This window comes from Massilia varians (assembly GCF_027923905.1).
GTDB classification, from domain to species: Bacteria; Pseudomonadota; Gammaproteobacteria; order Burkholderiales; family Burkholderiaceae_D; genus Telluria; species Telluria varians_B.
Genome location: NZ_AP026966.1, coordinates 1,685,589 through 1,711,069, shown reverse-complemented (window position 1 = coordinate 1,711,069; position 25,481 = coordinate 1,685,589). Strand labels below are relative to the sequence as shown.

Sequence of the window (25,481 nt, the reverse complement as noted above, 5' to 3'; positions counted from 1 at the left end):
TTGGTGCCAACATGACCTCGAACGACGTCCTCTCGATGTATGAAAACCTCGCTGGCCTCAGCAGCCAGATGAAGGGCGCCGCCGAGGCTGGCGACTGGACCGGTTTCGACAAGTTGAACGTGCAGGCGGCGGTGGCCGCAGGCGCCGCGGCCGGCGGCGTGCCCGCGCTCGAAGGCGCCAAGCGCCAGCGCAAGATCGACCTGATCAAGCAGCTGATGGCCAACGACCGCGCGATTCGCGACGTGACCGAACCCTGGATGGGGCAGCTGGACCGCGCGATGTGCGCGCACTGATTCAGTAACGCAAATCAAGACGAAGGCGCCCGCGAGGCGCCTTTTTCGGGGTGGGCGGGGGAAAATAGTCCAGTGGACTGTTTTCCCGCCCACGCGGTCAACGTCTGCCAGCACTCTTGCAACGTATCGAACACTACCTATCACCGCGTGGGGTAATTCGGGCCAGTGGACTGAATTACGAGCCGCCCACCCTATGATTCCAGGTTACTGAGCTTGCCCAGGCAGCGCCGCTGGTAACTGTTGAGCCTTTCCGTGACGAGCGCGTCGTCCTCGGCCAGCTTCCCGGCATCGATCAAGAGCCGCAGCTTGGCGATGTGATCCCCCTGCGCCAGCGCCTGCGCCAGGTTCGAGCCGTCCGGCTCGCCCGCTTGCGCGATCGCCCCGGCCACCGTATCGGGGAAATCCCAGTGCCGGGCGATGACCGCCGACAGCTGCCGGCTGCGCGCCAGCAGTTCCACCCCGAAGTCGCTCGATGCCGGCACCTTGCCGTTCTGGCACACGCGGTCGGCCAGCCGGAAGCCGACGATCAGCCCGACATCCTGCATCAGCCCCGCCAGGCAGGATTCGAAGATGTCGGCCGCCAGCGCGGAAGCCATCAGGCTGGACGCCACCGCGCATTTTTCGGAACGGTTCCACACCAGCGGCGCCGCGCGCCGGGCAAAACCGGCCTCGTGCAGCTTGACGAGGGGCCGGAAGGCACCCGCGCCAGCAGCATGCGCAAGCCGTTCTGCCCGAACAGCATGATGGCGGCGTCCAGGGTCTTGATCGGGGTGACGGGACGGTAATAGGCGCTGTTGGCCTCACGCAGCACTTCTGCCACCAGCACCACGTCTTCGGCCACCTGGCCGGCCAGCTCGCCCGTGCTGACGTTCTCGTCGCGCAGGCTGCGCAGCAGCTTGGGGATCAGTTCCGGCACCCGCGGCACCAGCTCGGCCGCAACGGCCGGGTTGTGCGTCAGCGTCCCCACCTGCTCCAGGATCAGGCGCGCGGTCTCCGGCGGCGCGTCGAAGCGTGCCGGACCGGCCAGCCAGAGGTAATAGAGGGCGTCGGTGGCGGCATGGTCGGCGCCGCCGCCCGGCTCCTCGGGCGTGGCCGCCTGGGTTTGCGCGCCGCTCAGTAAACGATTGATCCAGTTCTTCATAGTCCGCAGGGTCTGTGCCGCAGGGGGAGATTGTAGCCCAAGGCCCGTCATGTAAAACGCATGCACTGCGGATGGACATCCGGAAAAGACAAAAGCGCCCGCAGGCGCTTTGCATGTACCCGAGCGGAAGGCTCGGTCACGGAATCGGGGAGAGCGATCACCAGGTATCTCCTGGCGTCGCCTCGTGCCGGTTGCATCCGGCGTTCGCTGCCTCAGCTGGCAGGCGAACCGCTTCCGGACACAGGCGTTTCTTCAACGTCCGCCTGCTTTCCGCGCCACGCTATCGGTGGTGGCTGCGCCAGGCCGCTGTGCCGTTTGTGATCTTGCGAACACGAATCAAGTATAGCAAGAATTTCAATCTTGTGTAGACGCGTTGTGCGCGCCTTTGTCCAGGGTCGGTTCGGCCGCTGCGCCGGGCGGCGGCCTGCGTCCCAGGCGCGCCTTCACGCGCGCGCCCAGGCCGGCGCGTGGCCCCTCCCCGGGCCCCGCCGCACGCCTGGCGCGCAGGGCGAACACCAGTCCCGCCAGCAGCGCCAGCGCGCCGGCGACGGCGCCCGGCAGCAGCCAGGGCGCGCTGTCCTCCTGCGGCGGCTCCGGCTTTTTCTTCTTTACCCTGTGCACCTGCTGCTGCGGCGCCGCCAGGGTCTGCGTGGTGGAAGCCGGCGCGGCGCCCGCCGCCACCTGCAGCAGCTTCACCTTGTCCTCGAGCTGGCCCAGCTGCTCGTGCAGCATCGCATTCCTCGCACCCAGCACGACGCAGGCATCGATCTGCGCCTTGGGCTGCGCAGCGCAGGCGCCGCCCGCCGGGGGCGGTTCAGGCGTCGAGGGCGCCGGCCTGGCCGGCTGCGGCGGCACGATGGCCGGCTTCGGCTTGAGCGGCGCGGGCGCGGGCCTGGGGCGAGCCGGCATGAACTCCGGCGCCGCAGCCGCCAGCGGCGCCCCTTCCGCCGCCTTGGCAGGCACTGGCGGCGGCGCCACCGGAACCGGCGGCGGCGCGGGATTCGGATCCGGCGCCAGCCACAGGGTTGCCAGCCGCACGCCGCGCTGCGCGCCGTCGGCCAGTTCCAGGTACAGGTGCAAGTGTTCCGACTCCACCTTGCCGAGCGAGGTGAGGTGCAGGAACTGGCGCCCGTCGCGCCGCATCACCGTCATCCGGAGCGTGGACAGCACTGCCGGCATGCCGATGTTGGCGCCGTGGTAGACGTTCGGATGCGCCAGGCGCACCTGGACCGGGTTGGCGGCATCTTCCAGCATGGTCAGCTCGATGTCGGCCACCAGCGGCTGGCCGAGAAAGGAACTCACCCGCGCTTCGCCCAGCTCGGCCGCCTGGACCGGCCAGGAGGCAGCGGCCAGCAGCGCGCAAGTCGATATCAGTGGAAGGCGGGAAGCCATAGCATGGGAGTAGTGAAGCCTGAACGTCATTAACGGACAATCGGCTAAACTCTTTAATCACTGCCGCCCACAACAGGAACACACCATGGAAAACAGGATTGAGAAGGACAGTTTCGGCCCGATCGAGGTGGCCGCGGACCGCCTCTGGGGCGCCCAGACCCAGCGTTCGCTCCACCATTTCCACATCTCGACCGAGCAAATGGCGCCGGAACTGGTCGCCGCCCTGGCCCAGGTCAAGCGCGCCGCCGCGGCGGTCAACCGCTCGCTCGGCAAGCTCCCGGCCGACAAGGCCGAGGCCATCATCCGCGCCGCCGACGAGGTGCTCGAAGGCCGCCATCCGCAGGAATTCCCGCTGGCGGTCTGGCAGACCGGCTCCGGCACCCAGAGCAACATGAACATGAACGAGGTGCTGGCCAACCGCGGTTCCGAGCTGATGGGCGGCGAGCGCGGCGAGAAGCGCCTGCTGCACCCGAACGACCACGTCAACATGGGCCAGTCCTCGAACGACATCTTCCCCACCGCCATGCACGTGGCCGCGGCGATCGCCGTGGCGCAGAACCTGCTGCCGGCCCTCGCCCGGCTGCGCGGCACGCTGCTGCGCAAGTCGCGCGACTTCGAGGGCATCGTCAAGATCGGCCGCACCCACCTGCAGGACGCCACCCCGCTCACCCTCGGCCAGGAATTCTCGGGCTACGTCGCCCAGCTCGAATTCGCGGAAAGCGCGATCCGCGCCACCCTGCCCGGCCTCCTGGGCCTGGCGGCGGGCGGCACGGCGGTCGGCACCGGCCTGAATGCCCACCCCGATTTCGCCCCGCGCATCGCGGCCGAGCTCAGCTCGCGCACGGGCCTGTCCTTCAAGAGCGCACCCAACAAGTTCATGGCGCTGGCCGGCCACGAGGCCATGGTCTCGAGCCACGGCGCCTTCAAGACCCTGGCCGCGGCCCTGATGAAGATCGCCAACGACGTGCGCTGGATGGCCTCGGGCCCGCGCTCGGGCCTGGGCGAGATCACGATTCCCGAGAACGAGCCGGGCAGCTCGATCATGCCGGGCAAGGTGAATCCGACCCAGTGCGAGGCGCTCACCATGCTGTGCTGCCAGGTATTCGGCAACGACGTCGCGATCACCGTGGGCGGCTCGCAGGGCAACTTCGAACTGAACGTGTTCAAGCCCATGATCGCCCACAATTTCCTGCAGAGCGCCCGCCTGCTGGCCGACGGCATGCGCTCCTTCGACGAGCACTGCGTCCAGGGCATCGAGCCGAACCATGCGCGCATCGCCGAGCTGATGGAAAAATCGCTGATGCTGGTGACCGCACTGGCCCCGCACATCGGGTATGATCGCGCCGCACAGATCGCCAAGACCGCGTCGCACGAAGGCCTGACCCTGCGCCAGGCCGCGCTGCAATCCGGCTTCGTCACCGAGCAGCAGTTCGACGCATGGATCGTGCCGATCGACATGACCCGGCCGGACCCGGCCGCGTAAAACCTTTCGGGGCACCTCCAGGTGCCCTTTTCAATTCCCCGAGGACAGTATGCAAAAAGTAGATTTCGATTTGACAGCCGAGTTCGTCGAGCTGAACCAGCTGATGAAGCTGGTCGGCCTGGTCGACAGCGGCGGCGCCGGCAAGAACATGGTCGCCAGCGGCGCGGTGGCGGTCGACGGCAAGCAGGAACTGCGCAAGACCGCGAAGATCCGCAGCGGCCAGACCGTGACCGTGGGCGACGTGCAGATCCGGGTCCGGTAAACACGCCCGAAACGGCTGGGAAACGGACAGGAAAGGTGGCGAAAAACAGCGGGCTTATGTTTGCGCCCTAACAAACAGAGCGGGGCTTCCTTGTTTATATTTTAAGTCATCAGGATCGACTTATATCAACCGGCCATAGGTGAAGCCATGGAAACCCCGAACCGCGCCCAGTCCCAGGAGCAGCTCATCGGAGACCTGCGTCTCGTCATCGAGAATGCGGAAGAGTTGCTGAAAAACACCGATCACTACACCAGTGCGCTGTACCAGAACGCGCGCGCCAAGCTGGCGCTGGCGCTGGAAGCGGCCAACGAAGAACTGGCGCGTTTCGAAGATGCCCAGCTCGAGCGCATGATGGCCGCCACCCGCGCCGCCAACGAGCGTTACTCCGACCGTACCGGTGAGCAGCGCATCCTGCGCGCCTTCCACTGAAGCCTAGGGGCTTTCGCAACCGGCGTCGTCTGCCGCAATCGCGGTCACCACGCCGAGCCTGAACCAGCCCTGCAGCATGGCGCCGATGTCCGGCGTCCCCTCACCGGCCGCCGCGGCGGCCAGCGCCGCGTCGAGCGCCGCGCCGAAACCGGCGCCCGCCGCCAGCCGATCCAGGGCCGCGGCTTGCGCCGCGCCCACTTCCACCACCTCCACCCGCCAGCCGCGCCGCGCCACGAGTACCGTGCAAGGGGTGCCGGCGTGCGCCGGCAGTGCCGGGCCGCCCGGCTGGTGCGCCTGCCACAGCGCGGCGACGGCCCATTGGCTGCGCAGCAGGCCGACCGAGGGATGCAGGGTGAAACGGGCGCCGTCCAGAGCCTCGGGAGACAGCGCGACCAGGGCGTCCAGGCCGAGGGGTGGGGTGTCCGGCGCCAGGCAGGCACGGTGCACGGCCCACTCGAGCCGCGCCACGTCGGGCAGGTAGGGATAAGGCGCGGCCGGCGCGAACCCCGCAAGGAAATCCGCGAAGCGCGCGCCGAAGGCGGCCAGGTCCGGATCTTGCGACGGCGCGGCCTTGCCGTAGGCGCGCGCCAGGCCGGCGAAGAACTCCTCGCCTACCAACTGGCGCAGGACCGGATAGGCCTGGCCCAGGGCGCGCTCCCAGCCGGCGCCCAGGTTGGCGCGGTAGAGGGCCAGCCGCTCCGCCCCGCCCTCCTTGAGGAAGGGCTGCAAGGCGGCTTCCTGCTTGCTGTCGAACAGCGCCGCGCCGAAGCCTTGCTGGAGCGCGGCGAGCCCGTCGCTCCTTGCCACCGGCGGCGCCGGCGACCGGCTCGCCGGGATCGCGGCCGGCACCGGATAGTCCCGGGCGATCGCATCGGCCCTGGCCGCTTCCGCGAGCAGGCTGTCGATCGGCGGCAGGTCGGCATCCCATTCCACCAGGGTCGGCACCCGGCCGAAGCGCGCCAGCGCGGCGCGGTACAGCTCCCAGACCGGTTCGGCCACGGCGGCGCCATGGTGGTCGACCAGTGCCAGCGGCGTTTCCAGGTGGCCGGCCAGGTGGATTTCGCCAACGCTGCCCAGCGGGAGCGCGGCGATGGCGGCGCGCGCGTCCTCGCCGTGGTTACGCTGGTTGACATAGAGGTTGTTGACGTCGAGCAGGATGCCGCAGCCGGTGCGGCGCGCCAGTGCGGCCAGGAACTCGGCCTCGCTCATGGTGTCGGCGCGAAAACGCACATAGGCCGAGACATTCTCGACCAGCAGGCGGCGGCCCAGCCGCTCCTGCACCCGGTCGACCCGCTCGCACAGCAGCGCCAGGGCGGCGTCATCGACGGCCAGCGGCAGCAGGTCGTTGAGCTGGCGGTCCGCCAGCGCGCCCCAGCTCAGGTGTTCGGAGACGAGGAAAGGGTCGACCGCCTCGACCAGGGCGCGCAGGCGCTCCAGGTGGGCATCGGAAAATCCGCGCGCCGAGCCCAGGCCGAGCCCGACGCCATGCAGGCTGACCGGATAGTCGCGCCGCAGTGTGCTCAGCACGTGCCAGTCCCAGCCGGCGCGGGCGAGGTAGTTCTCGCTGTGCACTTCGATGAAGCCGACCGGCGGGCGCCCGTCGAGGAAGGCGCGGTAGTGCGGCGTGCGCAGGCCCACGCCGGCCGCAGTGCCTTCCCCTGGGGCCGGCATGGATTACTTGCCGGCGTCGGCCTTGGCCGGCTCCGTCTTGTCCTGCCGGGCCTTGCCCGGTTCGAGCGCGCCGCCGAGCTGCGTGCAGGTGCCCTTGGCAACGAACTTCCATTCGTTCGGGTCCTTGTCGACCTTGGCGACACCGGCGCAGCCGTGGGTGGCGGTGCCGCAGTCGTTCTGGCCGGCCTTGGCGACGCCGTAGCAGGCCTCCTGGTCGCCCTTCGGCACGCCCATCTGGTCCTGGGCGGCGGCGTGGGCGCAGACGCTGGCGAGGGCGGCGGCGATCAGGGCGTGGCGGTGGGTCATGCGGTACTCCTGGGTGGCGGGGGAAGATGCAAGGCGGCGCTCAGGCCGTCGTATTGATCTTGTTCCCCAGGTGCGGCGGCAGGTTCGCCGACTGGACCGCCGGCAGCGCTTCGAGCAGCTGGGTGGCGGTGGCTTCCTGGATCTGCTGGGCCTTCTTGAAGACGGCCAGGCTCACTTCCTGGCGCTGGCCGGTTTCGGCGATGCTGGTGGACAGCTTGGCAATGCTGGACACATCCATGTCGTTCTCCCATTAAGGCGTATCCACCAATTACGGCAGCCGAAAGACAAACTTTAGGCCCGCGGGCGCAACCATGTATCCAGCCAGGCCAGCACCTGATCCGGATCATTCAGGTCCAGCCACGCCGGCCCGCCCTCCCCGCTTGGTCCCTGAGGCTGCGGCCCGTCCGAGGCCACGGCCAGGATGTCGGGATCGTCCGGATACAGGGCCGGCCGCCCCAGGCTCGGGCGGAACACTTCCAGCTTGGGCATGCGCTCCCATTTGTAGCCCTCCACCAGGGTCAGGTCGGCCGGCGCCAGCCGCGCCAGGTGTTCGGCCAGCGCGGGTTCCGGTCCCGCGCGCAGTTCGCGCAGGATGGCGACCCGGTAGGGAGAAGCCAGCATCACCTCGGCCGCCCCGGCCATGCGCAGGCGGGCACTGTCCTTGCGCGGCGGTTCCAGTTCGACGTCGTGGTGGCTGTGCTTGACGACGTTGATCCGCAGTCCGCGCCCCGCCAGGCGCGCGATCAGCACCTCCAGCAGCGAGGTCTTGCCGCTGCCGGACCAGCCGACCACGCCCAGCACCGGCCCCGGCTCAGTAGGCGACACGGTAGCGCATGCCGCGGTAATTCATGATCGCCGCCTTCGGCAGCAGGCGCTCCAGCACCAGTCCGGGCGCGACTTCCTCGCCCTCGCGGCGCAGCATCTTGTCGACCAGCAGCAGGCGCTCGGCCGGATTCGGCGAATAGATATAGCCGCCGAAGCTGAGTTTCGGGATCTCGCGCTGCACCGATTCCGGCAGCGACTGCAGCGGGCCGATGCTGTCCTCGGCGGACGGCGCGGCGCCCACCAGGACGGGACGCGCCGGTTCCGGCAAGGCCTCGGCCGCTTCGGCGCGCGGCGCCGGCCTCGAGGCGGGCGCTGCAGGCTTCGCGGACACCGGCGGCGCCTTCGGCTTGGCGGGCGCTTCCGGCTTGGCGGGCGCCGCTACCGGGGCGGCTACCGGCGCCTCGGGCACGGCAACGGGCGCAGAGACGGGCGCAGAAACGGCAGCGGGAACCTGAGCGGCGGCGGGCGCAGGCGCCGGCGCGCTCGCCACCTGCACTGCCGGCGCCGGCTGGCGCAGCAGGAAGGCCGCGCCGAGCGCCACCACCAGTGCGCCGGCGGCAACGCCGATCACGAGCGGCTGGCGGCTGGCGCGGGCGGCCGGCGTCGCATAGCTGGGCGGCGGCGCGTGGATGGTCGGCGCGTTGCCGAGCTGGCGCTCGGCCTGGGCCTTCTTGAGGGCTTCGAGGATGTAGGACATGGCTTATTTTCCGGTCTTGAGCGCCGCGCCCTGGGCCAGCAGGCGCGGCTCGGGCACGCCGGAGAGCTGGTTCAGGCGCATGTAGGTGCGCGGACCGGCCAGGCCGTCCGCCTTCAGGTACTGCGCGGCCTGGAAACGCTGCAGCCGCTTGCGCATGCCGGCGTCCAGCACGCTGCCGGGCTGCGGCGCCTGGGCGCCGTCCAGGCCCGCCAGGCGTCCGGCCAGCCAGTCGACGTCCGGCCCGCGCGCGCCCTCGGCCAGCTCCTCGCGGAAGGCGCGCGGCATGCGCCAGAAGGTCGTGAACTCGCCGCCGAAACGGGCCACGAAGCTGGCCAGGTCGATCTTCTCGCTGCGCGCGCCGGCGCTCAGCGTCACGCTGTTGCCGTCCAGCGCGGACAGCACCGCATAACCAGTGCGTGGGCCGTCATGCAGGGTGACCACGGCCGGCCGGTCGAGCATGCGCAGCTCGTACAGGCCGCCGCGGCCCTGGTGGCAGCGCAGCTCGAGCTTCAGCGCCGCCTCGCAGGGCTTGTCGCCGGCCAGCGGCTGCCCCCACAAGGCCGCCAGCTCACGCAGCGCATTGGCCTCGTCCGCCTGCACCGGCGGCACGCTCGCGGGCGCCGCGGCGCTTGCCGTCGCCGGCACCGCCCTGGCGGGGGCCGCGGCATGGGCAGGCTCGGCTACCTGCTTGCGCGCCGGCAGCGCCTGCCAGGCGGCAGCACTGACGGCGGCCGCGGCCAGCACGCCGCCGGCAATGGAGGGCATGCGCAGGCGGCGCGCCGCCACTGGCTCGCCGGCGAAGACCTCGGCGGCGGCTTTCTTGAGGATCGGGCGCGTCACCTGCGGGCTGTTCTCGACGTAGGCGCCGAGCAGGGCGCGGTCGCACAGCAGGTTGATGCGGCGCGGCACCCCATGCGTCAGCGCGTGGATCTGCGGCGCGAGCGCGGGCGGGAACGGCGACGCGCCGGCGCCGGCCACCGCCAGCCGGTGCGCCACGTAGGCGCCGGTTTCGGCCACCGACAGGGGCCCCAGGTGGTAGCGCGCGATCACGCGCTGGGCCAGCTGCTCCAGCTCCGGACGGGCCAGCATCGTGCGCAGCTCGGGCTGGCCGATCAGAATGATCTGCAGCAGCTTGCGCTCGCTGGTTTCGAGGTTGGTCAGCAGGCGCAGCTGCTCCAGCACCTCGGCCGACAGGTTCTGGGCCTCGTCGATGACGAGCACATTGTTCAGCCCCTGGGCGTGGGATTCCAGCAGGTAGCGGTTGATCGCGTCGACGTAGCCTTTGAGTCCGGGCGTCGCCACGCCTATCGGCGTGCCGGCCGGCGGCAAGTCGATGCGGAATTCGTCGCATACGCTCAGCAGCAGTTCCTCGACGCTCAGGCGCGGATTGAAGATGTAGGCCAGCCGGCAGTTCTCGGGAATCTGCTCGATGAAGCAGCGGCACACGGTGGTCTTGCCGGCCCCGATCTCGCCGGTCAGCAGGACGAAGCCGCCGCCGCTGCCTATGCCATAGAGCAGATGCGCCAGCGCCTCGCGATGGCGCTCGCTCATGAACAGGTAGCGCGGATCGGGGGCGATCGAGAACGGCGCGCCCTTCAGGTGGAAGTAATGGTTATACATCGGCGATCATGCGGGTCCTAGCGGACCGGCAGCGATTTGAACTTCTTGCAATATATCTTGCTTTTGTCATTCATGTAAGCGATCGTGCTGCCCGGGTTGGACACGCGCAAAGGATAGGGCGAGGCGTCAAGCGGCCGATAGGCGATGCCGGCGCTGGCGCGGATCGCCCCTTCCAGCTCTTCCGGCGTGCTCTCGGTGAGCGCGGCAATGAAGACCAGGTCGCTGCTGTCGTCGCTGACCATGACTTCCTTGACCTCGGCGCCCCATAGCGTGGCCTCGACCCTGAACCAGTACGCCCCGCCTTCGCGCTTGTAGGCCGGGCCGAATGCCGTGCTCAGGTAGTCGTGGAAATAGCGGTTGTCGAGGTGGCTGCGGCACAGCAGCGCATTGCCGACGACCTGGCTGAAGGTCGAGGGCATGGCCTGCGCCGCGACAGGACCCGCCGACAGCGCCCCCGTCAGCGTGGCAACAATTGCCGATCGGTAAAGTCGCACGGCTCAGAGTTTGGACAGCCAGGCGCGGTTGGCCGCGATCTGCGCCTTGACCGCGGCCGGCAGGGCTTCGAAGCAGCCGGGATGCTGCTTGAGGGCGTGCTCGCGCACCTCCTTCTGCATCCCGTTGACGAGGAATACATACACGGCCGCCCCATCGGCGTTCTTTCGGGTGCCCATATAGCGAATCACGTGAATTCTCCTTCCATGGCCCGCATTATGACATCGCAAGGCCCCGTCCGGCCACGCGGCAGGCACGACAGGAGTCAAAACGCGCCGCGGTCAGCGTCGCCCAGCCCGGCTGCCAGACCGCTCATCCCCTGGATTCGCACTCTGCTCCCCGCTTTCGCGCTTCCATCGTTTTGCCAGGGCAAGCCGCGGCGCCTTGCCGTATCGTTCAGACTCCCATCACCGCCACCGACGCCAACAGCATGCACCCCGTCTTCAAGCCCGCCCTCCTCGCCGCCGGCTTCGTCGCCACCCAGGCCAGCCGCGCCGAAGCGCCGGCGGCGCCGGTGACGCTGCAGCGCACCGTGGCGCCCTTCAGCGCGGTCGAGCTCTCCGGGCCCTACGAGGTCGTGCTGCGCGTCCAGGGCCGCCAGGCGCTCACCCTGTCGGGCGAGCACAAGCAGTTCGACGGGATCGAGACCTTCGTGCGCGGCGACACCCTGGTGGTGCGGCCGGTCGAGCGCAACGGTTTCCACTTCAGCTGGGGCAAGCGGCGCGCACCGGTCATCATCCGGATCACGGCCAGCCAGCTCACCAGTCTGAAGATGTCCGGCAGCGGCGACGTCGAGCTGGCACAACTGGCGGGCGAGCGCTTCAGCGTCAGCGTCGACGGCCCCGGCGACCTGCGGGCGGCGGGCGCGGTGCGCGAACTGGTGGTGCGCTCCAGCGGCAGCGGCGACCTCGACCTGCACCGCCTCAAGGCGGCCGACGTCGACCTCGACATGTCGGGACCGGGCGACGTGCGCCTGGCCGGCATCGGCAACGTGCTCACGGCAACTGTGAGCGGTTCGGGCGACCTGGAAGCGCTGGACCTGCGCCTGGCGCGCCTGGACGCGCGCATGCGCGGCCCGGGCGGCATGACAGTGACGGGCAGCGCCCGCGAGCTGCGTCTCGAAGCCAGCGGTTCGGGCGACTTCGAGGCCTGTTCGCTGGCCGCCGGCGCGGCCTCCACCGTCCAGCGCGGCCCGGGCAGCGCCTGCGTGGCCGGCGACATCCGGCGCTTCGACGCCGAAGTGGGCGGCTCGGGCGACCTGCAGGCCTGCAGGCCTGCGGCCTGCAGGCGGCCAGCGCGGTCGTGCGCCTCGCCGGCCCCGGCAGCGCCACGCTGGACGGCAGCATCGGCGACCTCAAGGCCGAAGTGAGCGGTTCGGGCGACCTGGAAGCCGGCGCACTCCAGGTGAAGCGCGCAACCGTGAAGGCGCACGGGCCCGGCGGCATCGAACTGGCCCGCGTGTCCGATACCCTGGACGCCGAACTGCACGGTTCGGGCGGCCTGGACGCGGACCTGGACGGCAAGCGCCTGCTCCTGAACATCACCGGCCCGGGCGCGGCCCATCTCAGGGGCAAGGTCGAGCTGGTCAAGGCCCGGCTCAGCGGTTCGGGCAGCCTCGAGGGCCGCGGCCTGAGCACGGCGCGCGCCGACATCGCGGTCAGCGGCCCCGCCCATGCCTTGGTGAACGTCGCCGGCCAGGACGAGCGCCGCGCCGAACGCGGGAACGCGGGCCGCGGCCAGCTGCTGCTGGTCGACCGCAGCGGCAGCCGCCGCAGCGAATAAACGACAAGGCGCAAGCCGATTTCCCCGGGTTCGACAATACCAGTTTTCATACCAATAAAAAGATTTTCATAATCAATGACTTATGCAAATAACCTACGGTGATGGAGCCATATCTGCAGAGCAAATTTGCATACCAGTTAAATACCTGTTGACATCGCTGTACCGCCTGCCTATAGTGCGCTGACTCTCCGGCAGAACCTTCCATACCATGATCGACTATCTCATCGGCGTCGACGGCGGCGGCACCGGCACCCGCGTGCGCCTGGCCCGCCCTACCTGCGCCGGCTTCACGGAAATCGCGCAGGCGACCGGCGGCCCCTCGGCCCTGTCGCGCGGCATCGACAATGCCTGGACCACCGTCCAGGGCGTCGTCGCCGAGGCCTTCGCCGCCCTCGATGTCCACCACATCCCCATGTCCTCCTGCGCCGTCGGCCTCGGCCTGGCCGGCGTGCACAACAAGGAGTGGGCGGCCCAGTTCGTCGACGCCAATCCCGGCTACGCCCTGCTGGCCCTCGACACCGACGGCTTCACCACCCTGATGGGCGCCCATGGCGGCCGCCCGGGTGCGATCGTCGCGATCGGCACAGGCAGCGTCGGCGAAGCCATGCTGGCCGACGGCAGCAAGATCGAAGTCGGCGGCTGGGGCTTCCCGGCCGGCGACGAAGCGAGCGGCGCCTGGATGGGCCTGCGCGCACTGAACCACATCGAACAGGTGCTGGACGGCCGCGTCGAGGGGGGCGCCTTCGCGCGCGAGGTCATCGACTTTTGCGGCGGTTCGCGCGACGCGGTGCAGGTCTGGCTGGGCCGCGCCAACCAGACCGCCTATGCCGGCCTGGCGCGTTTCGTGGTCGCGCACGGCGCGCTTGACCCGGTGGCACGCGCCATCCTCGAACACGCGGGCCACGAGGTGGCCAGCATCGCCGATGCGCTCGACCGCTCGCACACCCTGCCGCTGGCCCTGTGCGGCGGCCTGGGCGAAGCCTTGCGCCCCTGGCTGCCGGCCGCGACCCTGGCGCGCTGCGTGCCGGCGCAAGGCGACTCGGCCGCCGGCGCGCTGCGCATGATCGAACGCCGCCTGCAAGAACAAGGAGCAGCACAATGAAAGGCAACATCCTCACCCCCGGCGGCTGGATCCACGGGGAACTGCGCCACGGCGCCTTCATCGACAGCATCGACGGCCATGACGCGGACCCCGGCGCCAACGGCGACGACTACATTCTCCCCGGCTTCATCGACGTGCACGTGCACGGCGGCGCCGGCCGCGACATGATGGAAGGCGGCGACGCCCCGCACCTGATCGCCGCCCTGCACGCCCGCCACGGCACCACCGCCCTGCTGGCCACCACCATGACCGCGCCGGTCGAGGACATCGACCGGGCGCTTGGCGCCATCGGCGCGGCCTGCCGCGCGCGCGGCAAGGGCGAAGCGCGCATCCTGGGGGTGCACCTGGAAGGCCCCTACATCAACTCGGGCAAGCTGGGCGCCCAGCCGCCGTATGCGCGCGAAGCCACGCTCGACGAAGTGATGCGCTTCCACGCCATGGCCCCGATGCGCCTGATCACGGTGGCGCCCGAGATCGACGGCCACATGGAACTGGTGCGCGCGATCGCCGACGCCGGCATCCGGGTCCAGGTCGGCCACACCAGCGGCTCGTATGAAGTGGGCGTGCAGGCCCTCGCGCAGGGCGCGGCCGGCTTCACCCACCTGTTCAACGCCATGCCCGGCCTGCACCACCGCGAGCCCGGCATGGTCGGCGCCGCGCTCGCGCACGCCGAGTACGCCGAGATCATTCCCGACCTGCTGCACGTGCACCCGGGCGCGATCAAGACCGCGCTGCGCTGCATCCCCAAGCTGTTCTGCGTGACCGATTCGACCGCCGCCTCCGGCATGCCGGACGGCGAATACATGCTGGGCCGCCAGGTGGTCCACAAGTGCATGGGCGGCGTGCGCCTGGCCGACGGCACGCTCGCCGGCAGCACCCTGACCATGGACCAGGCGCTGCGCAACCTGGTGAAAATCGGCCTGCCGCTCGCCGAAGCCAGCCAGCGCGTCTCGACCAATGCCGCCGACTACCTCGGCGAAACCCGGCGCGGCCGCCTGGCGCCGGGCTGCCATGCCGACTTCGTGGTGCTCGACCGCGACCTCAACATCAAAGCCGTTTATATCGAAGGAGAAGTACAGTGACCGTCCCCGTTCCCACCTCGCTGATGTACCAGGAAGCCCTGTCCGCAGGAGACTGCGTGGCCCGGCAACTGGCGCAGGATGCCGACCGCTACGCGGAACTGGGCCGCGCGCTGCGTTCGACCAACTTCCACAGCGCGGTGACGGTCGCACGCGGCAGCTCCGACCATGCCTCGAGCTACCTGGCCTACCTGATCATGGCGCGCATGGGCCGCCTGGTGACCTCGCTGCCGATGTCCCTGATCACGCTGTACAAATCGCCCCTGGTCACGCGCGACACCCTGGCGGTGTCGATCTCGCAGTCGGGCCAGAGCCCGGACGTGGTCGAGCCGATCCAGTACTTCCGCGACGGCGGCGCCACCACCGTGGCGCTGGTGAACGACGCCGAATCGCCGCTGGCCAGGGCGGCCGAATGGACCATGCCCCTGCATGCGGGCAAGGAACAGAGCGTGGCCGCCACCAAGAGCTTCATCGCCAGCATGGTGGCCGGCGCGCGCCTGGTGGCCGAATGGCAGGACGACGCCGAACTGAAGGACGGCATTGCCGCCCTGCCCGACGCGCTGCGCGCGGCCGCGCAGGCCGACTGGTCGCCGGCGATCGAGGTGCTGGCGCCGGCCCGCAACATCATGGTGGTCGGCCGCGGCATCAGCTTCCCGGTGGCGCTGGAGTCGGCCCTCAAGTTCAAGGAAACCTCGGCCCTGCAGGCCGAAGCCTTCAGCGGCGCCGAGATCAAGCACGGCCCGATGGCGCTGATCGAGGAAGGCTACCCGCTCCTGATCTTCGCGACCCGCGGCCCTGCGCAGGCCGGCCTGGTGGCCCTGGCCGAAGAGATGCGCGGGCGCGGCGCGCGCGTGCTGCTCGCCGCCCCCGAGGACGTGGCCAGCCGCGACCTGCTGCTGCCGACCGCGGCGACGCCCGACCTCGACCCGATCGCGGCGATCCAGGCCTTCTACATGATGGCGGCGCGGCTGTCGGAAGCGCGCGGCCTCGACCCGGACCAGCCGCGCCACCTGAGCAAGGTCACCAAAACGAATTAAACTAGCGCCCATGAACGACTATCTCGCCCTCGCCGGCCAGCTGATCATGGTACGGCTGTTCGGCACCGAACTCGATGCCGATACCGACACTTTCCTGCGCCGGTACAAGGTGCGCGGCGCCTGCCTGTTCCGCCAGAACATGGTGGACGCCGCCCAGCTGACGCGCTTCACCGGCGCCCTGCGCGACGCGATGGGTCCGGAAGCCCTGATCGCCCTCGACCAGGAAGGCGGGGCGGTGGTGCGCTCGACCTGGGTGCCGGCGCCGCCGAGCGCGATGGCGCTGGGCGCGGCCAACGACCCGCGCCTGGCGCGCGAGGTCGGCGCCGCGGTGGCGCGCGCGGTGCGTGCGCTCGGCTTCAACTGGAACTTCGCGCCGGTGCTGGACCTCAACAACAACCCGCACAACCCGGTGATCGCCGAGCGTTCCTTCGGCGCCGATCCCGACACCGCGACCGGCATCGCCATGGCGTGGATGGAAGGCAGCGAAAGCGAAGGCGTGGCCTGCTGCGTCAAGCACTTCCCCGGCCACGGCGACACCCACGTCGACTCGCACCGCGACCTGCCGACGGTCGACAAGCCGCTGGCCGAACTGGCGCGCTTCGAGTTCGCCCCCTTCCGCATCGCCGCGCCGAAGGCCTCGGCCGTGATGACCGCCCACATCGTCTATCCGGCGCTGGATCCGCAGTTCCCCGCCACCATGTCGCGTCCCATCCTGACCGGCATCCTGCGCGAGCGCTTCGGCTATGAAGGCGTGATCATCACCGACGGCATGGACATGCACGCGATCGCGCACCGCTACGGCGCCGGCGAGGCCGCCGTCAACGCGCTGGTGGCCGGCGCCGACATGGTGATGGCGATCGGCTCGCGCGAGACGCAGGTGGAAACGGTGCAGGCGATCGCTGCCGCCATCCGCGACGGCGTGCTGCCGCTGCCGGAAGTCGAAGCGCGCCTGGCGCGCCTGGCCAGGCTGGCGGCCGCGCATCCGGCCGGACCGGCGCACGACGCGAGCGAAGCGCCGGAGCGCGAGCACGACGACCGCGCCCTGATGGCCCGCGCCTGGCGCGCCGGCCTCACCGCCCTCGGCCAGCCGCAGCGTCCTCCGCGCGGCGCCCCGGTGCGCCTGGTGGCGCGCGCCGACGTGGTCAGCGACGGCGTCTCGGAATCCGGCGTGCCGGCGGCCGCCATCGCCGCCGCGCTCGGCCGCCTGTACCAGGTCGAGCTGCTCACCTTTGCCGATGCCGAGACCTTCGACTGGAGCGCCCTGCCGCAGGACGGCCGCTTCACGATCCTGGCCTCGACCTCGCGCCGCCGCTATGGTCCGCATGCCCGCGCCACCTGGCGGCCCGACCTGCATGTGGCGCTGTGGAACCCCTACCAGGCGCTCGACTTCGACGCCCCGGCGCTGATGACCTATGGCTTCGCGGCGCCCGCCCTGGACGCCGTCGTCGCCTGGCTGGCCGGCGAGATCGAGGCGCAGGGGACTTGCCCGGTGCCCGGCTTCAACGGGACAGCCGTTGTTACGTAGGGTGGACGGCTTCGCCGTCCGCGCGTTCGACTCAGGGATGCTTAGTGGCAGAGCGTTCTCCAGTTGAACGCGCGGTCGGCAGAGCCGACCACCCTACACTTGCGGCAAAGCATCAGGTAACTGTCAAGACCCGGCTGGTTATACACGCGCTTCCTGAACAATTCAGGGCGTTTTTCATGCCATTCCTTGAGCGCCTGAACGGGTGTTTTGTGTTGGAGCGCGCGTTGCGGAATGCTGTGGTTGTAGATCTTGACGTAATTGCGCAGCGTCGATTCCAGTTCGGCAGCTGAACCAAAACGGGTCTGGTTGACGATGTCGCTGATACGACCGTTGAAGCGCTCCACCATGCCGTTGGTCTGCGGATGACGAGGCGGGATGAGCCGGTGTTCGATGCCGAGCTGCTTGCACAGGCGGTCGAACACGTGTGTGCCGCTGGGTTCCTTCTTCTTGCCGCCAGCCGTGAAGCGGTCGGTGAACTGGCTGCCGTTGTCGGTCAGAAGCTTGACGATCTTGACGGGACAGGCTTGCTGGACTTTGTTGAGGAAGTCGCCACTGCTGCCATCGGTCTGGTCGGCATAGAGCTCGATGAAGACCCAGCGCGTAGCACGGTCGATGGCAACGAAGAGATAGCGCCTTGCCGTCTCGTCGGGCATCTGCGGCAGGTACTTGATGTCGATGTGCACAAAGCCCGGCTCGTAGTCCTTGAAGGTCTTTTTCGTGGCGGGCGCAGTGCCTTCCTGCTCGACCAGGTTACGTAGATCCGAGACACCGTGGCGGCGCAGGCAACGTCCCAGGCCGGCACGCGAGACGGCTGGATTGATGAACTCGCGCGTGACCGCCAGCAGGTCGTCCGTGGGCAGCAGCAACGTCTTGCGCAGCTCCACCACGATGAGCTCCTGCTCGGGCGTGAGCGTCGTGTACATCTTGTTCGGCGCATGCGACTTGTCTTCAGGAGACTCGCGGTTTTGCCACTTTCGGATGGTTTGGCGGGTGACGTTGTACATCCTGGCCAGTTCGGCCTGCGGGAGCGTCGAGTTCCTGATTTCCTCACGGATCAGGTGGGTAGTACGGGCTTGGCTGTGCAGTGCCTGGGTCATCGAGTTGCCAGTGAAGAGTCGGATTGGAACAGTGTACGCAAAACGTGTCTGGCCTTGAAGAGCGGCCAGCTACGCATGGGTACATGATCCCACGAGTCCAGACAGGTAACGGCATGTAACGACGCGCCCATTCTCGCGCACGCTAGGGCACAATTGCCGGGCCTGAAAATGGCAGTTTTATGGGACAATGCACATTTTGCCGGGATAGCATTCTCGCTATATTGCCGAGTATGTATGTCTCACCATTATCGACTTGATTGAAGGATTATTCATGGCCCAATTCCGTCTTGCCCGCCTCTGCCTGATGCTCGCCGCGATCGGCGCATCCGCCCCGGCACTGGTATCCAGCGCCCACGCGCAGCAGAAGAGCGACGCGCAGGCTGCTAGCGCGCAGGCTGCGGCCAAGGACACCGTCCGTCCCGACATGTTCAAGTTGCTCGACCCGGCCGGCATCAAGCCCCTGATCGATGCCAAGAATTTTGACGAAGTAAAGAACCGCATCGCGCAGGCGGAAGCCATGCCGAACCGTACGCCGTACGAAGACTACGTCATCAACCGCATGAAGCTGTCCCTGGCCCTGGGCTCGGAAGACAACGCCAGCGCGATGCCGGTCATGGAAGCGATCCTCGCTTCGGGCCGCCTGACCCCAGCTGAAACCCTGACCTACTACCAGGCACTGGGCGACGCCAGCTTCAACACCAAGAATTACGCCAAGGCGATCGAGTGGTACAACCGCTACACCAAGGAAGGCGGCGACCCGGCCAAGGTGCAGCGCGCGCTGACGCTGGCCCAGGTCAACAGCGGCAACTTCGGCGGCGCCAAGGGCACCCTGATGGCCAACATCGAGGCCGCCAAGAAGGCGGGCCAGAAGCCGGCCGAGAACGACCTGCGCCTGCTGGGCCAGGAAGCCAACAAGGCCAAGGACACCGAGGCCTACATGTTCGCCCTCGAGAACCTGGTCCAGTACTACCCGACCGATGATTTCTGGGTCGACCTGCTGAACCGCGGCGTGGCCCGCAAAGCCGGTTTCGACGAATCCACCTACGGCCCGTCCATGCTGCGCCTGGAAATGGCTGCCGTGAAGCAGATGCCGCCGGAGCACTACATGTACCTGGCCGAAGTCGCCCTGCGCGACGGCTTCCCGGCCGAAGCCAAGAACGTGCTGGATGCGGGCTTCGCCGCCGGCGTGCTGGGCAAGGGCAGCGATGCCAAGAACCAGACCGCGATGCGCGCCAAGGCGACCAAGCAGGCTGCCGACGACGCCAAGACCATCGCCGCGGGTGAAGCGAGCGCGGCCAAGGCCAAGACCGGCGCCGGCCTCGTCAACCTGGGCTGGGCCTACGCCACCATGGACCAGGCCGACAAGGGCATCGGTTTCATCCAGCAGGGTATCGCCAAGGGCGGCCTGAAGTCCCCGGACGAAGCCAAGCTGCGCCTGGGCATGGCACAGGTTCGCGCCGGCAAGAAAGCCGACGCGATCCAGACCTTCCAGGGCATCACCGGCAAGGGCGGCGCCGCCGACCTGGCCAAGTATTGGGTGATGCTGCTGCAACAGCAGGCTTGAAGCGGGCACATGTCCACAGACGAGAAACCGGGCTCCGCCCGGTTTTTTTTCGTCCCCGCTTTGTCCTGCATTCCGCCACAACTATGTGCGCGTGCGAACGTTGGCGCCGCGGTGTTAGGGCGATAATTTCCAGCATTCAAAGGGAGAGTCGGCATGACAGAGGTATGCAAGGGACAGGCACCGGCCAAGCTGGGGCGCGACGAATTCCACCTGCGCTTCCGCCAGGCCTTCTTCGACCCCGCCTACGACAAGCTGGGGCGCGAACTGGACGCCATCGAACAGGTGGCCTGGGAAGCCTATGACACAGGCCGCAAGGCACCGCGCACGGTGAAGGCCGGCCCCGGTTTCGCCGACCCGGAGTACGCGCTCTCAATCGAATGGAAGCAGGCCCACGAACGCCTGCTGGCCGCCGAACGGCACCAGAAAGACCCGTCCTCGCGCAACCGCGTCCTCCTCGTCAACGGCTCGGCGCGCAACGACGGCACCTGCCCGGGCGAAGTGTCCAAGAGCTGGCGCCTGACCATGCTGGCGCGCGACGTCCTGGAGAGCGCCGGTTTCGAGGCCGACGTGCTGGACCTGAGCCTGCTCAATTCCGACTACGACCGCCACATCCACCCCTGCAAGGGCTGCGTCTCGACCGCCATGCCGCTGTGCCACTGGCCGTGCAGCTGCTACCCCAACCATGCCGAGCGCCAGGTGAACGACTGGATGAACGAGATCTACGAGCGCTGGGTGCTGGCGCACGGAGTCATCATCGTCACCCCGGTCTACTGGTACCAGGCGCCCGCCGTGCTCAAGCTGATGATCGACCGCCTGGTGTGCGCCGACGGCGGCAATCCCGACCCTTCCTCCACCCACGGCAAGACGGCCGAAGAAGCCAAGGAGCTCGAGCTGAAGGGCTGGGACTATCCCAAGCACCTGGCCGGGCGCGCCTATGGGCTGGTGGTGCACGGCGACGTCGCCGGCATCGAAGGCACGCGCCGCGCGCTGGCCGACTGGTTCGCCTGGATGGACTTCGTCGACGCCGGCAGCTTCGCCCAGCTCGACCGCTATATCGGCTACTACGAATCCTATGCCGAGAGCCACCAGACGCTCGACCGCGACGGCGCGGTGCAGGAAGAGGTGCGCAACGTGGCGCGTGCGGTGATGGAAGCGGTGCACGAGATCCGCGCCGGCCGGGTCGCCGTCTCCCGGCATCGCCTCAAGGACCCGCGGCCCAAGTAGAATGCGGGGATGAACGATCTCGCAGAATTCATGCATGCGGCCGCGGCCGGCGGCAAACTTCCCCTGTACCAGCAGCTGCAGCAGGCGTTGCGCCGCGCCATCGACGAAGGCGCCTGGGGCTCGGCATCGGCGATCCCGGCCGAGCGCCAGCTGGCCCAGGAACTCGGGATCTCGCGCATCACGGTGCGCAAGGCGATCGACGCCCTGGTCGAGGAAGGCCTGCTGGTGCGCCGCGCCGGCGCCGGCAACTTCATCAATACGCGCATCGAGAAGAACTTCGCCAAGCTCAGTTCCTTTTCCGAAGACATGCGGGCGCGCGGCCGGGTGCCGCGCAACGAATGGCTCAAGCGCTCGGAAGGTCTGGTGACGCCCGAGGAAGCGCTGCGCCTGCGGCTCTCGCCCGGCACGCGGGTGTACCGCTTCCACCGCATCCGCTATGCCGACGAGCTGCCGATGTGCCTGGAGTACGCGACCATCGCCGCGTTTGCCCTGCCCTCGCTCGATGCGGTGGGCGATTCGATGTACGAGGCCCTGCAGGCTTCAGGCCAGCGGCCGGTGCGCGCCCTGCAGCGCCTGTCGGCGCTGCTCCTGAACGCCGAACAGGCGCGCCAGCTGGGGACGCGCGAAGGCGACGCCGGGCTGTGCGTCGAGCGGCTGGGCTTTGCCCGCGACGGGCGGGCGGTGGAATTCTGCAGGTCCTACTTCAGGGGGGATATGTACGACTTCGTGGCGGAGTTGAACGCGACGTAATGGCCGGCACAGCCGGCCATCCCGTCAGATCGCGGTAAACCCGCCGTCCACCACCATCTCGTGGCCGTTGACGTAGGAGGCCTGTTCCGAGGCCAGCCACATGGCCGCATTCGCGATCTCGGCGGCTTCGGCGAAGCGCTTCATCGGATTCGCGGACTTGAGCTTCTTCTCGCTGGACGGATCGCGCTCGACCGCGCGCGCCAGCATCGGCGTCTTCACCGCGCCCGGGCACAACGCGTTGATGCGGATGCCTTCGCGCGCGTACTCGGCCGCCGCGCTCTTGGTCAGGCCGACCACGGCATGCTTGCTGGCGGCGTAGATCGCGCGGTTCGGCGCGCCCACCATGCCCGACACGCAGGACACGTTGACGATCGCCCCGCTGCCCTGGCTGAGCATCTGGCGCAGCTGGTACTTCATGCACAGCCAGACGCCCTTGACGTTGGCGCCCATGATGCGGTCGAACTGCTCTTCGTTGCCCTCGGCCAGCGTCGCGCACTCTTCGTCGACGGCGGCGTTGTTGATGGCGATGTCCAGGCGGCCGTAGTAGTTGATGGCCTTCTCGACCAGCGCCTCGACCTCGCTCGCCTTGGTGACGTCGCTGCGCACGAACAGGGCCTTGCCGCCGTTCTCCACGATCATCGCCGCGGTCGCGTGGCCGCCGTCGACGGCGGTGTCGGCGACCACCACCTGCGCGCCGGCGCGGCCGAAGGCCAGCGCGATGGCGCGGCCGATGCCGCTGGCTGCGCCGGTGACCAGCGCCACCTTGCCGGCGAACGGCAGCTCCTGTGGCACTTGCGCTTTTGAACTCCCTTTCATGATGCTCCTGATGCTGTGCGGTAATGCTTCCTAAGGGCAACATTTTAACGCAGCAATCAGGTCCTTGTCATAATCGGCTTACCGGTTGTTGCTTTCTAGGGCGCGCCCTTGCCTTTTCGCCTGCCTTGCTCTGGTCGCCGGCCATCACCACCGACAGCTTGGAAGGAATGATCGCCTTGCGGAAGGCCGCGTTCAGCTGCGGCAGCGTGACCGCCATCAGCTTGGCCTCGAACTGGGCCGACCACTCGTAGGTGCGGCCACGGTACAGGTAGGAGGTCCACCCCGAGGCCAGCGCGGCGTCGTTGGTGCGGTTCTGGATGCGCTGCTGCATCAGGCCCGACTTGGCGTCCGCTAGTTCCTCGGCCGTGAAACCGTTCTTGACCGCGCGCGCCAGCTCGTCGCGCACCGCGCTGTCGAGCTTGCGCAGGTTCTGCGGCGCGGCGATCGCGCTGATCGAGAAGCTGCCCGCACGGTCGAGGTCGCCCGGCGACAGGTCCGAGCCGCCGCCGTAGGACAAGCCTTCCTTCTGGCGGATGCGGTCCATCAGGCGCGATTTCAGGCCGCCTTCGCCGAACACGTAGTTAGCCAGCATCAGGGCCGGGTAGTCGGCGTCCTCCAGATTCAGGTCGAGGTTCATGCGCGCCAGGTAGAAGCCGTTTTCCTTGTCCGGCGTATCGAGGGTCTTGTCGATGGGCGCGACCTCGGCATGCTTGCGCAGCACCGGCGCGACGTTGGCCGGGGCGCGCCAGGAGCCGAACAGCTGCTCGACCAGCGGCACCACCTCCTTCGGATCGAAGTCGCCCACGATCGCCATCTCGGCCGGATTGGTGTTGTAGTAGTCGCGGTGGAAGGCCTTGAGCTCTTCCAGGCGCGCGGCCTTGACGTCCTCGAGGTCTTCCTCGAGCGTGTTGGCATGGCGGATATCGCCGCGCGGGTACTGGTCGAAATGGGTGGACAGCGCGCGCGCGGCCACGCTCTGCGGCTCGGCGCGGCTGGCTTCCAGGCCCGTCAGGATCTGCTTGCGCAGCTGCTCGAACTCCGGCGCCGGAAAGGCCGGCTCGCGCAGCACGTGGGCGGCGAGCTTCAAGGCCTCCGACAGGTGTTCGCGCGTGGTCTGGAAGCTGGTCGGGCCGCCCGTCATCTTGAGCTTGTCGAAGGCGTCGGCCAGCTGGGCGCGGGTGTACTTGCTGGTGCCGCGCATCAGCATCGCGGACGACAGGGCCGACACCATACCCTTGCCATACAAATTCTTCTCGTCGCCCAGATGCTGGTAAAGGTGCACGGTGACGGTTTCGCCGCGGTTCTTCTTCGGCAGCAGCGCCAGCTTCACGCCTCCCAGCGTGGTGAGCGTGGTGCGCTTCATGATGTTGGCCTGGCTCGGGTCGAAGTCTTCCGACACCAGGCTGGAGTCGGACGGCTTGTAGTCCTTCATGACCGTTTCCACGCTCGGCGCCGCCGGAATCACGGCGCGCACCGGTGCGTCCTCGGGAATGAAGGTGCCGGTCACGCGGTTGCTGCGCACGAAGTAGCGGCCGGCGCTCGCCGCCACCTGCTCGGCCTTGACTTCCTTGATGCGCTCGCGGCCCAGGAAGTACAGGCGCCAGTCGCCCAGCGCGATGGCCTCGGACAGCGCCACGCCGAAAGCCTGGGCGTCGTTGACGCTGCGCTCGATCGTGTTGAGCCAGGAACGGCGCACGCGCTCCATTTCCTCTTCGGTGGGCGGACGCTTCGCAAAACCTTCCACCGCCTCGGTCAGCGCCTCGCGCACCGGTTCGATCGGCTCACCCTTCTTCACCACCGCGCCGTAGAACTGCAGGCCCGGCGCGTAGCCGGTCTGGCCGAAGCTGAACACCTGGCTGGCCTTGCCGGTTTCAACCAGGAGCTTGTGCAGGCGGCCATTCGGCGCGTCGCCCAGGATCTCGGAGGCGAAGCCGAGGGCTTCCGACTCTTGCTGCAGATCGGACGGGATCTTGTAGCCGAGCGCCACGATCTGCACGTCGCCCTGGCGCCGCACCGCGAAGCTGCGCTCGCCGTCCTGGGTCGGCTCGACGGTCCAGAACTGCGGCAGCGCGCGCTTCGGCTTGGGGATCGCGCCGAACAGGCGGTTGATCTGGGCCAGGGTCGCGTTCGGCTCGAACTTGCCGGCCACCAGCAGCACCGCGTTGTCGGGCTGATACCAGGTGCGGTAGAAGGCCTGCAGGTTGGCGATTCGGACATTCTCGATGTCGCTGCGGTTGCCGATGGTCGGGCGGCCATAGCTGTGCCAGTCGTAGGCCACGCTCTGCATGCGCTTGAACAGCACCTGGGCGGGCGAGTTCTCGCCGCTTTCGAATTCGTTGCGCACGACCGTCATCTCGGAGGCGAGATCCTTCTGCGCCACCGGCGAATTGACCATGCGGTCGGCTTCCATCTGCAGCGCCCAGTTCAGGTTGTCGGGCGAAGCCTGGAATACTTCGTAGTAGTTGGTGCGGTCGAGCGAGGTAGTGCCGTTGAAGTCCATGCCGCGCCGCGCGAACTGGCCGGTGATGTCCGGATTCTTCTTCGTGCCCTTGAACAGCAAGTGCTCGAGCAGGTGGGCCATGCCGGTCTCGCCGTAGTTCTCGTGGCGCGAACCGACCAGGTAGGTGACGTTGACGGTCACGGTCGGGCGCGAATTGTCCGGGAACAGCAGCACTTTCAGGCCGTTGGCCAGGCGGTATTCGGTAATGCCTTCGGCGGAAGGGCCGAGGCTGACGCCCTTGGGCAGGGGCGCACTCTTCTGCTGCGTCGTCTTCTGCTGCGCAGCAGCCGGGGCCGGCGCGCTCCAGGCGGCGCCGGCGAGAAAGAAGCAGAGGCTGCCGCCAATCACCCGCGCGGCGATGCCGCGCTTGCAAGTCATTCTGTCCATGGTGTCC

General features: G+C 68.5%; 27 protein-coding genes. 13 read left to right on the top strand and 14 right to left on the bottom strand.

Annotated features, from left to right (window positions below; translation table 11 throughout):
- Positions 1-11: 11 nt before the first annotated feature.
- Positions 12-293, top strand: a complete 282-nt coding sequence (locus MasN3_RS07875) for a flagellar protein FliT (RefSeq protein ID WP_281913396.1) — start codon at positions 12-14, stop codon at positions 291-293.
- 191 nt (positions 294-484) lie between these two features.
- Here the strand turns inward: MasN3_RS07875 and MasN3_RS07870 are convergent, their stop codons facing one another.
- From MasN3_RS07870 to MasN3_RS07860, 3 genes are all read right to left on the bottom strand, one after another.
- Entirely contained in the window at positions 485-931 is a 447-nt protein-coding gene (locus MasN3_RS07870; protein WP_281913395.1) for an HDOD domain-containing protein, read from the bottom strand.
- Positions 889-1,434, bottom strand: coding sequence for an HDOD domain-containing protein (locus MasN3_RS07865; RefSeq protein ID WP_281913394.1), 546 nt, complete (start codon positions 1,432-1,434; stop codon positions 889-891). The genes MasN3_RS07870 and MasN3_RS07865 overlap by 43 nt, the downstream gene beginning before the upstream one ends.
- 354 nt (positions 1,435-1,788) lie before the next feature.
- Positions 1,789-2,826, bottom strand: a complete 1,038-nt coding sequence (locus MasN3_RS07860) for a type IV pilus assembly protein FimV (protein ID WP_281913393.1) — start codon at positions 2,824-2,826, stop codon at positions 1,789-1,791.
- A gap of 85 nt (positions 2,827-2,911) precedes the next feature.
- Here MasN3_RS07860 and fumC point away from each other — a divergent pair, with 85 nt between their 5' ends.
- The 3 genes from fumC to MasN3_RS07845 all read left to right on the top strand — a co-directional run bounded on the left by fumC (position 2,912) and on the right by MasN3_RS07845 (position 5,000).
- A complete protein-coding gene (gene fumC / locus MasN3_RS07855) occupies positions 2,912-4,309 on the top strand; it encodes a class II fumarate hydratase (protein WP_281913392.1) in 1,398 nt (465 codons plus the stop codon).
- A 49-nt stretch (positions 4,310-4,358) separates the two neighbouring features.
- Positions 4,359-4,571 carry an RNA-binding S4 domain-containing protein gene (locus MasN3_RS07850; RefSeq protein ID WP_281913391.1) on the top strand — a complete coding sequence of 71 codons (213 nt, stop codon included), beginning with the start codon at positions 4,359-4,361 and terminating at the stop codon, positions 4,569-4,571.
- 147 nt (positions 4,572-4,718) lie between these two features.
- Positions 4,719-5,000: a DUF883 family protein gene (locus tag MasN3_RS07845; protein WP_036216047.1), complete on the top strand. Its 282-nt coding sequence runs from the start codon at positions 4,719-4,721 to the stop codon at positions 4,998-5,000.
- Between the two features lie 3 nt (positions 5,001-5,003).
- Here the strand turns inward: MasN3_RS07845 and bufB are convergent, their stop codons facing one another.
- From bufB to MasN3_RS07805, 8 genes are all read right to left on the bottom strand, one after another.
- Complete coding sequence (gene bufB / locus MasN3_RS07840) at positions 5,004-6,671, bottom strand: MNIO family bufferin maturase (protein ID WP_281913390.1); 1,668 nt, start codon at positions 6,669-6,671, stop codon at positions 5,004-5,006.
- Between the two features lie 3 nt (positions 6,672-6,674).
- The gene (locus MasN3_RS07835; RefSeq protein ID WP_281913388.1) at positions 6,675-6,977 is read right to left on the bottom strand and encodes a BufA1 family periplasmic bufferin-type metallophore; all 303 of its coding nucleotides are present in this window, start codon (positions 6,975-6,977) and stop codon (positions 6,675-6,677) included.
- Between the two features lie 40 nt (positions 6,978-7,017).
- Complete coding sequence (locus MasN3_RS07830; protein WP_281913386.1) at positions 7,018-7,215, bottom strand: YjfB family protein; 198 nt, start codon at positions 7,213-7,215, stop codon at positions 7,018-7,020.
- 53 nt (positions 7,216-7,268) lie between these two features.
- Positions 7,269-7,802, bottom strand: a complete 534-nt coding sequence (gene mobB / locus MasN3_RS07825; protein WP_281913385.1) for a molybdopterin-guanine dinucleotide biosynthesis protein B — start codon at positions 7,800-7,802, stop codon at positions 7,269-7,271.
- A complete protein-coding gene (locus MasN3_RS07820; RefSeq protein ID WP_281913384.1) occupies positions 7,789-8,499 on the bottom strand; it encodes a general secretion pathway protein GspB in 711 nt (236 codons plus the stop codon). The genes mobB and MasN3_RS07820 overlap by 14 nt, the downstream gene beginning before the upstream one ends.
- A 3-nt stretch (positions 8,500-8,502) precedes the next feature.
- A complete protein-coding gene (locus MasN3_RS07815; protein ID WP_281913383.1) occupies positions 8,503-10,119 on the bottom strand; it encodes an AAA family ATPase in 1,617 nt (538 codons plus the stop codon).
- Between the two features lie 17 nt (positions 10,120-10,136).
- The gene (locus MasN3_RS07810; RefSeq protein WP_281913382.1) at positions 10,137-10,538 is read right to left on the bottom strand and encodes a hypothetical protein; all 402 of its coding nucleotides are present in this window, start codon (positions 10,536-10,538) and stop codon (positions 10,137-10,139) included.
- A 78-nt stretch (positions 10,539-10,616) separates the two neighbouring features.
- Complete coding sequence (locus tag MasN3_RS07805; RefSeq protein WP_281913381.1) at positions 10,617-10,802, bottom strand: hypothetical protein; 186 nt, start codon at positions 10,800-10,802, stop codon at positions 10,617-10,619.
- 239 nt (positions 10,803-11,041) lie between these two features.
- Between MasN3_RS07805 and MasN3_RS07800 the strand changes: the two genes are divergently transcribed.
- From MasN3_RS07800 to nagZ, 6 genes are all read left to right on the top strand, one after another.
- Positions 11,042-11,980, top strand: a complete 939-nt coding sequence (locus MasN3_RS07800; protein ID WP_281913380.1) for a head GIN domain-containing protein — start codon at positions 11,042-11,044, stop codon at positions 11,978-11,980.
- Positions 11,914-12,393, top strand: a complete 480-nt coding sequence (locus tag MasN3_RS07795) for a GIN domain-containing protein (RefSeq protein ID WP_281913379.1) — start codon at positions 11,914-11,916, stop codon at positions 12,391-12,393. Before MasN3_RS07800 ends, MasN3_RS07795 begins: the two co-directional genes overlap by 67 nt.
- Positions 12,394-12,601: 208 nt before the next feature.
- Positions 12,602-13,495 (top strand): BadF/BadG/BcrA/BcrD ATPase family protein, encoded by an 894-nt coding sequence (locus MasN3_RS07790; RefSeq protein WP_281913378.1) that lies wholly within the window; start codon positions 12,602-12,604, stop codon positions 13,493-13,495.
- Positions 13,492-14,577, top strand: a complete 1,086-nt coding sequence (gene nagA, locus MasN3_RS07785; RefSeq protein ID WP_281913376.1) for an N-acetylglucosamine-6-phosphate deacetylase — start codon at positions 13,492-13,494, stop codon at positions 14,575-14,577. Before MasN3_RS07790 ends, nagA begins: the two co-directional genes overlap by 4 nt.
- A 23-nt stretch (positions 14,578-14,600) precedes the next feature.
- Entirely contained in the window at positions 14,601-15,611 is a 1,011-nt protein-coding gene (locus tag MasN3_RS07780) for an SIS domain-containing protein (RefSeq protein ID WP_281914456.1), read from the top strand.
- Positions 15,612-15,621: 10 nt separating this feature from the next.
- Positions 15,622-17,136: a beta-N-acetylhexosaminidase gene (gene nagZ / locus MasN3_RS07775; RefSeq protein ID WP_281913375.1), complete on the top strand. Its 1,515-nt coding sequence runs from the start codon at positions 15,622-15,624 to the stop codon at positions 17,134-17,136.
- A 41-nt stretch (positions 17,137-17,177) separates the two neighbouring features.
- Here the strand turns inward: nagZ and MasN3_RS07770 are convergent, their stop codons facing one another.
- On the bottom strand, positions 17,178-18,233 hold the full coding sequence (locus MasN3_RS07770) for an IS481-like element ISKpn27 family transposase (protein ID WP_281913374.1): 1,056 nt from the start codon (positions 18,231-18,233) through the stop codon (positions 17,178-17,180).
- Positions 18,234-18,504: 271 nt separating this feature from the next.
- Between MasN3_RS07770 and MasN3_RS07765 the strand changes: the two genes are divergently transcribed.
- From MasN3_RS07765 to MasN3_RS07755, 3 genes are all read left to right on the top strand, one after another.
- Positions 18,505-19,797: a hypothetical protein gene (locus MasN3_RS07765; protein ID WP_281913372.1), complete on the top strand. Its 1,293-nt coding sequence runs from the start codon at positions 18,505-18,507 to the stop codon at positions 19,795-19,797.
- Between the two features lie 153 nt (positions 19,798-19,950).
- Positions 19,951-21,021, top strand: coding sequence for a flavodoxin family protein (locus tag MasN3_RS07760; protein ID WP_281913371.1), 1,071 nt, complete (start codon positions 19,951-19,953; stop codon positions 21,019-21,021).
- Positions 21,022-21,030: 9 nt separating this feature from the next.
- Entirely contained in the window at positions 21,031-21,771 is a 741-nt protein-coding gene (locus MasN3_RS07755) for a GntR family transcriptional regulator (RefSeq protein ID WP_281913370.1), read from the top strand.
- Between the two features lie 24 nt (positions 21,772-21,795).
- Here the strand turns inward: MasN3_RS07755 and MasN3_RS07750 are convergent, their stop codons facing one another.
- Both MasN3_RS07750 and MasN3_RS07745 read right to left on the bottom strand, forming a co-directional pair.
- Complete coding sequence (locus tag MasN3_RS07750; protein ID WP_281913369.1) at positions 21,796-22,587, bottom strand: SDR family oxidoreductase; 792 nt, start codon at positions 22,585-22,587, stop codon at positions 21,796-21,798.
- A gap of 67 nt (positions 22,588-22,654) precedes the next feature.
- Entirely contained in the window at positions 22,655-25,474 is a 2,820-nt protein-coding gene (locus MasN3_RS07745) for a M16 family metallopeptidase (protein WP_370662334.1), read from the bottom strand.
- Positions 25,475-25,481 lie beyond the last annotated feature (7 nt).